General features: G+C 38.0%; 9 protein-coding genes. 7 read left to right on the top strand and 2 right to left on the bottom strand.

Translation table 11 applies throughout. The features are described from left to right. Window position 1 precedes the first annotated feature (1 nt). Window positions 2-1360, bottom strand: a complete 1359-nt coding sequence (locus D7I46_RS06280) for a carbohydrate ABC transporter permease (protein ID WP_120772118.1) — start codon at window positions 1358-1360, stop codon at window positions 2-4. Window positions 1361-1437: 77 nt separating this feature from the next. Then, window positions 1438-2667 (bottom strand): extracellular solute-binding protein, encoded by a 1230-nt coding sequence (locus D7I46_RS06275; RefSeq protein ID WP_120772117.1) that lies wholly within the window; start codon window positions 2665-2667, stop codon window positions 1438-1440. Window positions 2668-3056: 389 nt separating this feature from the next. Here D7I46_RS06275 and D7I46_RS06270 point away from each other — a divergent pair, with 389 nt between their 5' ends. The 7 genes from D7I46_RS06270 (at window position 3057) to D7I46_RS06240 (ending at window position 13547) form a co-directional block, all read left to right on the top strand. Beyond that, complete coding sequence (locus D7I46_RS06270) at window positions 3057-4811, top strand: glycoside hydrolase family 13 protein (RefSeq protein WP_120772116.1); 1755 nt, start codon at window positions 3057-3059, stop codon at window positions 4809-4811. 106 nt (window positions 4812-4917) lie between these two features. After that, complete coding sequence (locus tag D7I46_RS06265) at window positions 4918-6513, top strand: glycoside hydrolase family 13 protein (protein WP_120772115.1); 1596 nt, start codon at window positions 4918-4920, stop codon at window positions 6511-6513. A gap of 37 nt (window positions 6514-6550) precedes the next feature. Continuing rightward, the gene (locus D7I46_RS06260; protein WP_120772114.1) at window positions 6551-6814 is read left to right on the top strand and encodes a DUF1294 domain-containing protein; all 264 of its coding nucleotides are present in this window, start codon (window positions 6551-6553) and stop codon (window positions 6812-6814) included. An 83-nt stretch (window positions 6815-6897) separates the two neighbouring features. Further along, complete coding sequence (locus D7I46_RS06255) at window positions 6898-7506, top strand: sugar O-acetyltransferase (protein ID WP_120772113.1); 609 nt, start codon at window positions 6898-6900, stop codon at window positions 7504-7506. Continuing rightward, on the top strand, window positions 7496-9073 hold the full coding sequence (locus tag D7I46_RS06250; protein WP_120772112.1) for an alpha-amylase family glycosyl hydrolase: 1578 nt from the start codon (window positions 7496-7498) through the stop codon (window positions 9071-9073). Before D7I46_RS06255 ends, D7I46_RS06250 begins: the two co-directional genes overlap by 11 nt. Before the next feature lie 157 nt (window positions 9074-9230). Then, entirely contained in the window at window positions 9231-10850 is a 1620-nt protein-coding gene (locus D7I46_RS06245) for an alpha-glucosidase (protein WP_120772111.1), read from the top strand. A gap of 435 nt (window positions 10851-11285) precedes the next feature. Next, entirely contained in the window at window positions 11286-13547 is a 2262-nt protein-coding gene (locus D7I46_RS06240) for a glycoside hydrolase family 65 protein (RefSeq protein ID WP_120772110.1), read from the top strand. The last annotated feature ends 215 nt before the right edge of the window (window positions 13548-13762 follow it).

Here is a 13762-nt window from a genome sequence, read left to right as displayed (position 1 = left end):
TTTATCCCTCCTTAAATGCATTGGTTCTACGATACAATGCTAATGAAGCTGTTGCGGTAATAACAAATATGATAATACCAATTGCAGATGCGACTGCGTAGTTTCTCGTAGATTGGGTTGTCAATTTATAAAGCCAAGTAATAAGCAAGTCAGTCGTTCCGGCTTGAGCATTAGCTAGAGTGTTACTTGTATTTGGACCACCACCTGTAAGGAGATAAATAACATTAAAGTTGTTAAAATTACCAATGAATTGTTGAATCAATGTTGGTGTCAAGACAAAAAGAATTTGTGGGAATGTAATTGAACGGAAAACTTGAAAAGAGTTAGCTCCGTCAATACGTGCAGCTTCAATTTGATCTTGAGAAAGATTTTGAATAATGGCAGTTGAAACTAACATTGTAACTGGAATACCAATCCACATATTGACCCCGATGACTGAAATTTTTGCCAATGTTGGGTCAGATAAAAATTGAATAGGTCCTGCTATCCAATGCGCATTTTCTAATGCAGTATTGATAGGACCATGGTCATCTAGGAACATTGCCATCAGCAAAAGAGAGACAAACTGAGGTACAGCGAACACAACAACAAAAAGTGTTCTCCAGAATCCTTTAAATTTGATACCTTTAGATTCGATGAGCAGAGCGAGTAACACACCTCCAAGGAAAGTTGTTACCGTTGAAGCGATTGCCCAAATAATTGTCCAAGCTAGTATAGGTAAGAAAGCTTGTCCAAAATCGCCTTGGAAAATTTGAATGAATGCGGAAAAACCAGTCCATGAAAAACCTATGAGGTGTTGACTATCATAATTTGTGAAAGCCAGTGTAATCATGAAAATCAGAGGTGCAACTGTAAAAGCGAGAATCCCGAGCAATGGCAAAGCCATCAAAGTAATATAAAGACGGTCATCCAAAAGTGAAGATAAATCTTCTAATGTAGTAGGAATATGTGCGTCATCACGGTTCAGAGCGTACAAATGGCGTAAAGAGCGGAGGTGTACGATGTATAGGAAGATGAGTAAGGCAACGGCTACTATGGCGAAAACCCCAAAAAGTAAATAAAGAATGGAATTATCAGGTAAAATGGTATTGTATACACCTTGTGAGGCATCCCAAACGACTTTTTTTGTCTTGACTGTTCCTAACGTTCCGAGCATACTGATGGCGCTGAAACCAGAAAAGAATAGCCAACCGATGATAATAATCTCACTAGCGAGAAAAAGAATACCCTTAAGCCATTGTTTATTTTTAAGTTGAAAAAGTCCCATGATTATAAAGCTAAGTTTGGCAAAAATATCACCTTTAGACCAGACTTCTCCATAAGTTGCTTCAGGAGGAAATTTATTTTTCTTTTTGAACATAAAATTTGTCCTTCTTTAAATAAGAAATAAAGAGATTAGGCTGTGCCCAACCTCTTTATAACAAGAGTCATTACTAATTATTTAGTTGCTTTAGAAATAGATTCTTGGAAAGTCTTAAGTTGTGTAGCAAATTGTGATGCTGGAGTCTTACCAAGGTATGTATTATTAATCAAAGGTGCAGCTAAATTCCAGAATGTGGCCATTTCAGGCATCTTAGGCATTAAAGTATCATTTGGTACTTGTTTGATAACGGCTTGTGCAGCAGGGTCATTAGTGATTGTTGAATCATCTTGTAAGCTCTTAGCAACAGGAATAGCATTATTGTCTTTATAGAGTTCTTTTTGAGAGTCTGCATTTGAAAGATATTCAGCAAGTTTTGAAGCAGCCACTTGATTTTTAGATGCAGAATTAACAGCAAGTGTACCTACACCAGAAAATGCTTGCATTTGTTTAGAGCCAGAACCAAAGTCAATAGTAGGAAGTGTTGTTACACCGTAGTTATCGCCAAGAAGTTTTTTGATATTTCCAGCATCCCAAGGACCATCAAGGACTGCAGCAGTTTTACCAGATTTCAAATCAGCAAGTAAAGCTTGACCAGAATTGACTACACCTGTATTTGCTTTTTGTTTTGCAAACCAAGTTAGAACTTGAACTCCTGAATCTCCAGATACATCAGTACCATCTAAAGTTTCACCATCTTTACCAAATAAAACGGTTCCATTTGAAAGGAAGGCAGGATACCAGTTGTATGAATTAGAGAAGTCTGTACCGATAGCAGTATCTTTTGTGAATTGACTCCAATCAGTTGGAGCACTTGAGAATTTCGATTTATTGTAGAAAATAATGTTAGACTGTTGGTCTTGAGGGTAAGCGTAAAATTTACCTTTCCAAGATACGGCATCAGCAGCTACTGAAATATCGTTTGATTTAACCCATTTTGTTGCATCAGGTGATAAAGGATTAATGTATCCAGCTTCAGCCATAGCACCAAGTTGGTCATTAGGAACTTTGAAGACATCAGCAGCTTTAGATGGATCTTTACCAACGTCAGTTTTAGCATTTGCTGAACCTGTTGGGGACTGAGTAACTTTTACTTTAACATCAGGGTATTTCTTTTCAAACCCATTTACTAAAGTTTTGTAACTGTCAACGTTTGCAGGGTCAACCCACAAAGTAACATCTCCTTTTACTGCTGGAGATTTTGATGATGTTGATTTGCTACCACTTGCAGAATTTCCGCAAGCTGCGAGTGTTGCTACTGCGAGCACTGATGCTCCACCAAGGGCAACTTTTTTCCAAGATTTCATTTTATGTTTCCTCCTAATGAAAACGGTTTTAATTTTTACACCTCTCATTTTACGCAAACGTTTGCTCTTTGTCAAGGAAAATAATATTACATTTTAGTTACGAGGTGTTTCTGGCTTAAAAACAGCGTTTCTGAGATATTTTCCCTTAGAAATAATCATGTAAAATAAAAGAAATTGCAAAATAATATGCAATCGGTTGCGCAGATGAAAGCGTTATGCTAAAATGTAATCAATGTGAGGATTTGTATTCTTCCAGATGTGGTGGACATGACACTAACGGAGAGTTGATTGTATGAGTATTGATTTTCCGCTGTCCCTAAAATTGTGCAGAAAAATCTTGTGACAGTATTAGGGCAGTACAACCATCAAATAATTTGGAGGTTCTTTTTATGAACAAAGCAGCACTTTACCATCGCCCTGAATCAGAGTTTGCGTACTTATATACGAAAGAATTGATGCATATTCGACTTCGAGCGGATAAGGATGATATCGCAACTGTAGAATTGGTTTATGGTGACCCTTATATGTGGAAAGGAGTGGATAATCCAGATACACAATATTGGGAAAGTCGTAGTATAGAAATGAAGAAGATGCTTTCTACTAATATTAGTGATTTCTTTGAAGCTGAGATTACTGTTCCTACTAAACGAGTGGATTATTTATTTGTAGTCACTGGTGTAGATGGTGAGAAAGTCATCTATACTGACCAAGGGTTATTGGATTATGATAAGACATTAGTAACTAAAAAATACGGCGCTTTTCGCCTTCCTTATTTCCATGAAACTGATCGTTTCCATGCACCTGAGTGGGTTAAGCAAACGGTTTGGTATCAAATTTTTCCTGAACGTTTTGCTAATGGGGATAAATCAAATGACCCTGAAGAAACAAAAGAATGGAATCCAACGGAGACACCTGAACGTCAGGACTTTTATGGGGGTGATCTACAAGGGGTGATTAATCATTTGGATCACTTAACGGAGCTTGGTGTAAACGGAATTTACTTTACTCCGGTTTTTCAGGCGTTTTCAAATCATAAATATGATACAGAGGATTATTTGGATATTGATAAGCATTTTGGTGATAAAGAAATTTTCAAAAAGCTCGTGGACGAGGCGCATAAGCGCGGAATTAAAGTAATGTTGGATGCAGTTTTTAATCATATTGGGGATACTTCTGCACAATGGCAAGATGTTTTGAAATATCAACAAGACTCAAAATTTGCTGATTGGTTCCATGTAAATCAATGGCCAGCGACATATACACCGACAGATGATTTTGAAAATGCTGAGAACGCAACTTACGACACATTTGCTTTTACTCCGCATATGCCTAAGTTAAATACAGCAAATCCAGAAGTTGAAGCTTATTTACTTAAAGTTGCAGATTATTGGATTCGTGAATTTGATATTGATGCTTGGCGTTTGGATGTTGCTGATGAAGTAGATCATACTTTCTGGAAGAAATTTAGAACAACTTGTGATGCTGCGAAAAAAGATTTTTATATCTTAGGGGAGGTGTGGCATTCGGCTCAACCGTGGCTTGTTGGGGATGAGTTCACGGCTGTGATGAATTATGCTTATACAGATGCTATCAAGGATGGATTTATCACGAAGAAGATTTCGCTTGAACAAATGGCTTCTAATATCAACACACAATTAACACTTTATAGAAAACAAGTGAATCAAATGATGTTTAATGTGTTAGATTCACATGACACTCCACGTATTTTGACTGTTGCAAAAAACAATAAAAATCTGATGAAACTTGTGGAAACTTTTACTTATCTCCAACCTGGTGTACCATGTATCTACTATGGCGATGAGTACGCTGTTACTGGCGGTATGGATCCAGAATGCCGAAAATGTATGCCGTGGGAAAAAGAATTTCAAGATGAAAATATGTTTGAATTTTTCAAAGGATTGGTTGCTTTTCGTCATGAATACCAAGAGATTTTGAGTGATTCTGATGTTGAGTGGAAAATTGTTGATAATGAAAATGGTATTGTTAAGTTTAAACGTGGAGACTTGAAAGCTGTTTTCAATATTGGGGAAAAACCAGCTTATTTTTCAGCTGAAAATATTGTATTCTCTAATTTGATAGATGGTAAGAATGTTTTACAATACGGTTTTGTGATTTATAAATAATTTATGATTCTGTCAGCAAGATATTTTGCTGACAGAAATTGATTTTTTACTAACAGAAAATTAATTTTCTGTTAGTGATTGATTTTACATTTTCAGGAGTTAACTTATGGAAAAAAATTGGTGGCAAAAGACAGTTGTTTATCAGATTTATCCGCGGTCATTTATGGATAGTAACAATGATGGTGTTGGTGATTTACAAGGGATTATTTCAAAGCTTGATTATTTGAAAGAGTTAGGTATTGGTGCAATTTGGTTGTCACCTGTCTACCAATCGCCGATGGATGATAATGGTTATGATATTTCGGATTATCAAGCGATTGCGGATGTTTTCGGCACGATGGAAGATATGGAGCAGTTGCTTGCTTGCGCGGAGCAACGCGGGATTAAGATTGTGATGGATTTGGTGGTTAATCATACTTCGGATGAACACGCTTGGTTTGTTGAGGCACGAAGTTCGCGTGATAATAAATATCGTGACTATTATATCTGGCGTGATGAGCCGAATGATTTGAAATCAACTTTTTCGGGTTCGGCTTGGGAATTTGATGAGAAGACTGGGCAATATTTTTTACATATTTTCAGTAAACGTCAACCCGATTTGAATTGGGAAAATCCAATCGTTCACAGGGAAGTTTATAACATGATGAATTACTGGATTGATAAGGGAATTGGTGGCTTCCGTATGGATGTTATTGATTTGATTGGAAAAGAAATTGATCAGGAAATCACTGGAAATGGTCCAAAATTACATGAATATTTGCAAGAAATGAACCGAGCAACTTTTGGGGATAAAAATTTGCTTACAGTCGGCGAAACTTGGGGAGCAACACCAGAAATTGCAGAACTTTACTCTAATCCTGAACGTGCAGAATTGTCAATGGTTTTTCAATTTGAACATATCACAGATACTTATCTGGATGAGGGAGAAAAATGGGACAAGAAAGCCTTTTCTGTGTCATTGCTGAAGGAAGTTTTTGCCAAATGGCAGGCGCTCGAAAAAGGTTGGAATTCACTTTTTTGGAATAATCATGACTTGCCTCGCATCGTGTCAAATTGGGGAAATGATAAAAAATATCGCGTGGAATCAGCGAAAGCTTTTGCTATTTTACTTCATATGATGAAAGGAACGCCTTATATTTATCAAGGAGAAGAACTCGGTATGACGAATTTTCCTTTTGAGTCGATTGAACAAATTAATGATGTTGAGTCGAGGAATATGCGTTTAGAGCGTCTTTCTGAGGGATACTCAGAAGATGAGATTATGGATTCGATTCGTCGTGTGGGACGTGATAATGCTAGAACTCCGATGCAATGGTCACTTGATGAAAATGCAGGATTTACTGAGGGGAAACCTTGGCTTTCTGTCAATCCAAATTATTTGGAAATTAATGCTGATCTAGCGCTCAAAGATGAAAAATCGGTCTTTTATACTTATAAAAAGTTAATCGAACTTCGTCGTCAGCATGACTGGGTAGTTTATGGTGATTTTGAGCTGTTAGATAGTGAGCGAGATGTTTTTGCTTATTTACGCAAGTATAAAGGGAAAAAATATTTAGTTGTAGTTAATTTATCTGATGAGCAAAATAGCTTTTTGACGGGATTTGTCAGCAAGGAATTGCTGATTCACAATTATGAATTTATGCCTGAGCTTTCTCGAATGAACTTGCTCCCTTGGGAAGCTTTTGTCTGCGAAGTGGAATGATGCTGACAGAGTTCTGTCAAAGGATAGGAGGTAAAGGATGATTTTCCTTTGGATTTTACTAGTCTGGAATATCGTAGTTTTTGGATTTTATGCGGTGGACAAGTATAAAGCGATACATCATTTGTGGCGTATTCCTGAGAAAGTTTTACTGACAGAGGCGATCATAGGTGGCGGTCTTGGTGCAATTTTGGCAGGACAGATTTGCCATCATAAGACGCGTAAATGGTATTTTTGGCTGGCTTGGATTATTGGAGTAATCGTTGATATAGCTTTGGTTTTAGTGATTATTAATCTAATGTGAAAATTTTTTCTGTCAGTGTATTGACAGAATTTTGCAGTATCTATCAATGGCAAAAAAGGAAGAAAGAGGAGCTGAGGTGAAAAATGACTTCTGAATACGAACGCATGATTTCAGGCGAACTTTACGATGCAAGCAAGATTGAACCAGAATATCGTCCAAGAAAATCACGTGTTTTGGCGCAAAAAATTAATCAAGTGAGCTTAATGGAAAGAGACAAAATCGTTGCGCTTGAAAAAGAATTATTTGGACAAACTGGTGAAGAGATTTATGTCAATCCGCCGCTTCATGTTGATTATGGCTTTAATACAAAGATTGGTGAGCGTTTTTATGCCAATATGGACTGTATCTTTCTTGATGTAGCACCGATTACGATTGGTGATGATGTCATGTTTGGACCTCGTGTGCAATTGATTACGCCCAGTCATCCGATTGATGCAGGGGTTCGTGTGCGTGGGCTAGAGTTAGGAAAAGCAATCACGATAGGGTCTCGGGTTTGGCTTGGAGCCGGTGTGATAGTCAATCCTGGTGTTACAATCGGCGAAAATACGATTGTTGGCTCTGGAAGTGTTGTGACAAAAGATCTGCCTGCAAATGTGATTGCAGTAGGAAATCCTGCGCGTGTCTTACGTGAAATTTCGGAAACAGACCGTCTTTATTGGGAAGATGAAGAGAGAAAGTATCATGAAAAGTAAAATCATTGTACTGTCAGCGAGTATTCTTGCTCTGTCAGTACTGACAGCTTGCCAAAAAACTAATTCGCAAGCGAGTAGCGCTGACAAAAAAGCTGTCAGTACAAAAGTGAGTCCAAGTTTATACCGCAATTTTTATGAAATTTTTACAGGTTCTTTTGCGGATTCAAATGGTGATGGGCAAGGAGATTTGAATGGTGTTACACAGCATTTAGATTATTTGAACACTGGAAATCCCCAATCAACAACAGATTTAAAAGTTCAGGGCTTGTGGATGACACCTATTTTTGCAAGTCCTAGTTATCACGGTTATGATGTGACAAATTATGAAGCAATCAATCCAAAATTGGGTACGATGGCAGATTTTGAAAACTTAATTGCACAAGCGAAAAAACGCGGTATTGCAGTCATCTTGGATATGCCATTTAATCACACGGCGACAAACAATGTGTGGTTTGAAAAGGCGCTTGCTGGCGATAAAAAATATGTCAATTATTATAATTGGTCAAGTCAGCCAAAACAAGGCTATAATTTGGCAAGTAATGGAAAATACTATGAGTCAGAGTTTGACAAGTCTATGCCAGACCTGAATTTATCCAATCCAGATGTTAAAAAAGAAATCGCAAAAATCACAAAATTTTGGCTGGACAAAGGTGTTTCGGGCTTTCGTTTAGATGGTATGGCTTATTATTATGGCACATCTGTGGATAAAAATACGGTTAAATTTTCGAGTTGGTTGATGAAGACGATTCATTCTCAAGATAAAAAAGCTTATGTCGTAGGCGAGGACTATGCAGGTGCAGATGATATTACGTCACTTTATGCTTCAAAAATTAATTCACTATTTGCTTTTCCCAATGCTTTAAATAATAATAACAGTCCATTGATGAATGCTTTGATGTATGGCGAGGGTTCAACTTTTTCAGAGGGAGAAACGGCTTGGGATGACGAGATTCATAAAGCAAATCCGACAGCAATTGATGCACCGTTTTTGACCAATCATGATATGGATCGAGCGATTAATTTCACAAATACGCTACCTGAATCTAAAATGGCGGCATCAAGCTACCTGCTCATGCCGGGCAATCCATTTATTTACTATGGAGAGGAGTTGGGAATGAGTGGCTCAGGTGTTGACCAGAATAAACGCTTGCCAATGCCTTGGGCTGTGGATGGTAAAGATTCACCAAAAGCAAGTGTTTCTGTGCCTGGAAGTGATATGATAGCTACGACACTTGGTGGTTCAGTTGCGCAACAAGAAGCCAATCCAGATTCTTTGCTTAATTGGTATAAGAAAATTTTACGATTAAAGGCGAAATATCCGGAAATTGCTGCTGACAGAATCAAATCAGTTTCTGTCAGTAATGATAGCTTATCTGTCATTAATTACGGGCAAGACTTAACGATTGTCAATAATTTTTCGGATACTGACTCCGTTACTGTAAAATTACCTAAAGCAGTCATTGGAAACAAACTTTCTGATGGGCTTTATATCAAAGGTGGAGCGGCGAAACTGACAGCTGACAAGTTGACAGTTCCAGCATACAGCACAGTAATTTTGACGAAATGAAGTCAAGACTTATTTCAATGGGAGTTCCAACTCCCACTGAATTTAGTCGGATAAAATTCAAAGTTAGTGCTGCTTCATCCCCACCTAAGAGGGGGGTTAGCACGCACTTACTTTGATAAAAGGAAAATTCTGTCAGTGCTGACAGAGATTAGGTTTAATGAAAAAGAATAAAAATTGGTTTCATTCTGCCGTTGGCTATCAGATTTATCCGAAATCTTTTAAGGATTCAAATGGTGATGGCATCGGTGATATTCAAGGAATTATTGAAAAATTAACTTATTTGAAAAAGTTGGGTGTTGATTTTATTTGGCTTAATCCAATTTACAAAAGTCCACAATTTGATGGTGGGTACGATATTGCAGATTATTATGCGATTGATGAGATGTTCGGAAGTCTTGATGATTTCAAAATTTTGCTTACAAAAGCTCATGAAGTTGGTATAAAAGTAATCATGGACTTAGTTGTCAATCATACGTCTGACCAACATCCGTGGTTTTTAGAGAGCAAGAAGTCGAAAGACAATCCTTATCGCGACTATTATTTATGGCAAGAGGCTACAGATAAGAAGATGCCAAATGACTGGATTTCTTTTTTTGGTGGTTCAGCGTGGACTTATGATGAAGCGACCAGACAGGCTTATTTCCATGTTTTTGCAAAAGAGCAACCAGATTTAAACTGGAAAAATCCTAAAGTACGTGCAGAGATTTATCGTATGATTCGTTGGTGGTTAGAGCTTGGGATTGATGGTTTTAGATTAGATGCTATTTCTCATATTCAAAAAGAACCGTGGGATTTTAAAATTAAATCATGGAAAGGCGATGGCCCGTGGCAGCCGTTTATGAATGTTGCAGGCATTGAGCAGTACATGGACGATTTGAAGAAGATTTTTGATGAGTATGGTGCCTTGACGGTTGGAGAAGCTTCAGGAGTTCGCTCGCATCAGGCTTCAAGCTGGACAAATGATTCAGGATATATCAACATGATTTTTGAGCTTGAACATAACACGCGCAAACCAAATAGTGATGGTACAGGCTCAATCTATGCTTACAAGAAAGTGATTATGCGTTGGCAGGAGGATTTACAGGCAGAGGGGTGGAATGCGCTCTATCTTGAAAATCACGATCAGCCTAGAAGTATTGACACTTTTGGTGATGGCTCCCTTGAGTCAGCAAAAGCACTCGCGGTCAGCTACATGTTGTTGCGGGGGACACCTTTCATTTACCAAGGTCAAGAATTTGGCATGACCAATTTTCCATTTACTGACAGCAGTCAGTTGCGTGCTGAGGAAGTCAAAAATCATTACCAAGCGTTGCTGACAGAAAATCTGTCAGCAGATGATGCACTGAAAAAAGTGACGGCGGGAAGTCGTGAACACGCACGTACCCCTTTACAATGGTCCCTTGATGAAAATGCAGGTTTTACAACAGGTCAGTCGTGGATGGAGATTAATCCAAATTTTAAAACAGTAAATTCAGAAAATCTGTCAGAGCTGACAGAGCTGTATCAAAGACTGATTCAATTACGGCATGATGAGAAAGCAATTTCTGATGGCTCCGTTCGTTTTCATTTTGCTAGACACTTGCAGGCATTTGTCTACGAACGTGATGAATTTTTGATTATGGTCAATTTAGGAACGAAAAAAGCACACCTGAATTTTGATACAACTTCTGTCAGCACTGACAGAAATTACCAGCATATCTTGGGAAGTGCTGACAGACAATTTCAAACCAAAATGCTACTAGAAGCATGGGAATATCATGTTTATCAGAAGATTTAATTGATTTTGGAAGGCTAAAAGCTAGACGATTAGATGAATTGGAGAACCGTGCTTTCGCATGAACTATCCAATTTCCTAAATCACTACGCTTTTGGTCGAGCACTCTTCACTGAGTTCGGAAAGCTAGAAACTTGCGAAAAAATATGAAATTTTGAACCTGCGCTAACGCAGATCTTCATGGCTTTGCCATTACGCTGTCCGTTTGCTTAACTGCTAAAGCAGTAAGAGCAAAAGGGAACCAAAAATTTCCTTCTTTTTCACAGTTTCTGATTGAGCTTCTCTCACATCTTAACTAACTGAGGTTCGTCCTCCATGAAAGGGGTGAAAAAAGATAAGTCTGTGACCTGTCTGCGACAGAACCTCCAGCTTTCCTATTTTTCAACCTTTCAAAACAGTCGGACTCACATCTTAAAGAAAAGGAAAATAAAAGTAAAAATGAAACAAATCAAGAGAATTATGGGAATTAATCCTTGGAAAATCACGGCTCATCAAATCGAAAAAGAAGACCGAAGATTGCAAGAATCCCTAACTTCCATCGGAAATGGATACATGGGAATGCGTGGAAATTTTAGCGAAACTTTCAGCGGTGATCATCATCAAGGAACTTATATCGCAGGTGTCTGGTTTCCAGATAAAACTCGTGTGGGTTGGTGGAAAAATGGTTACCCAGAATATTTCGGGAAGGCAATCAACGCTCTGAATTTTGCCAAAGTTCGTCTGTTTATTGATAAAAAAGAAGTTGATTTGGCAACAAGCCCAGTAACAGATTTTGATTTAGCATTGGATATGGAAAAAGGGTTGCTGACTTATGCCTATACAGTTTCTGGTGTGCGTGTGACAGTTGAGCGTTTCTTCTCAATTGCAACGCGAGAACTCGCGGTTTTCCATTTTAACTTTGAAAATATTGACGGACAAATGCACAGCGTGCGCGCAGAGTCGTTTATAGATGCCGATGTTCGTAATGAAGATGCCAACTATGATGAAAAATTCTGGAATACCTATGAATCTGGCAATACGGAACACGGTTCTTATCTCATCAGTCAAACCATTCCAAATCCTTTTGGTGTAGAACAATTTACAGTATTGGCCCATCAAGATTTCAAAGGAAATTTACAACTGACCGCGCAAAAATCTGCTGACGACAACGTGAGTGATACTTACGAAGAAATCTTGCCAGCAGGGCAAACATTAACTTTTGAAAAACGTGTTTTGGTGCTGACAAGTCGTGATTATGACAATCTATCAGCACTGACAGATACTTCAGTAGCTTTGATTGAATCTTTGTCAGCAATTAGCTACGAAGAACTTCGTACAGCACAGATAGAAGCATGGTCAAAACGCTGGGAAATCGCTGACGTACAGATTCAGGGTTCCGATGAAGCACAGCAAGGGATACGTTTCAACCTTTTTCAACTTTTCAGCACTTATTATGGTGAAGACGCACGCTTAAACATTGGTCCTAAAGGATTTACAGGCGAAAAATACGGCGGAGCAACTTATTGGGACACAGAAGCCTACGCAGTACCACTCTATCTCGCATTAGCTGATGAAAAAGTCACAAAAAATCTGTTGAAATATAGATATACACAACTTCCACAAGCGCAGCATAACGCTCGTATGCAAGGTTTAGCTGGAGCGCTCTATCCAATGGTTACATTCACAGGAGTTGAATGTCACAATGAATGGGAAATCACCTTTGAAGAAATTCATCGTAACGGTGCGATGGCTTATGCAATTTATAATTATACCAATTACACAGGTGATGAAACATATCTTGCTCATGAAGGACTGGAAGTCCTAGTTGAAATTGCAAGATTCTGGGCGGACCGCGTGCATTATTCCGCACGAAATGATAAGTACATGATTCATGGTGTTACAGGACCTAATGAATACGAGAACAATATCAACAACAATTGGTATACCAATAAGTTAGCCGCATGGGTACTCACCTACACCAGTAAAAATCTAACAAAATTTCCTCGTCCTGACCTAAAAGTTTCAGAAAAAGAACTTGAAAAATGGTCAGAAATCGTGGAAAAAATGTACTATCCAGAAGATAAAAAATTAGGTGTTTTTGTCCAACATGATGGCTATCTTGACAAAGATTTAACGCCAGTAGCGCAGCTTGATCCATCAAACTTGCCGCTTAATCAAAACTGGTCTTGGGATAGAGTGTTGCGCAGTCCTTATATTAAGCAAGCAGATGTTTTGCAAGGGATTTATTTCTTTGGAGATAAGTTTAGTTTGGAAGAAAAACGTCGTAACTTTGAATTTTATGAACCGCTCACTGTTCATGAAAGTTCGTTATCTCCATCTATTCACGCGATTCTTGCTGCTGAGCTTGGAATGGAATCTAAAGCAGTAGAGATGTATGAACGTACAGCACGTTTAGACCTTGATAACTACAATAATGATACAGCAGATGGACTTCACATTACCTCAATGACTGGCTCATGGCTAGCTATCGTTCATGGTTTTGCTCAAATGAAAACATGGGAAGGTCAGCTAAGTTTTGCTCCATTTTTACCAGAAGCTTGGACAGCCTACAATTTCCATATCAATTATCGTGGACGGTTATTAAAAATCTCTGTTTCTGATAATATCGAAATCGAACTCCTCAAAGGTCATCCAATAGAACTTGAAGTTTACAATGAAAAAATTCTTTTAGAAACAAACTATAAAACAAAAATAAAATAAAAAATTGTAATCAAAGGTTGACAAATTGAAAAACTTTTAGCAAAATGGAACAAGATTATAAAAAGATGAGTTTATTTTAAAACACGTAAAATCGTGAAAGAATATAGACTGTTTACGATTTCAAAATATTCGAGTTTTAGAAACTTATTCTGATATCGCAGGTAAGGAAAGTAACATTTTTCTCAATAATTGTAAGGCGATATCCGCGGGTCAAC

It is taken from the genome of Lactococcus allomyrinae (genome assembly GCF_003627095.1).
GTDB classification, from domain to species: Bacteria; Bacillota; Bacilli; order Lactobacillales; family Streptococcaceae; genus Lactococcus; species Lactococcus allomyrinae.
The sequence above is the reverse complement of the archived record's forward strand: the minus strand, read 5'-3'. Positions and strand labels throughout refer to the sequence as shown.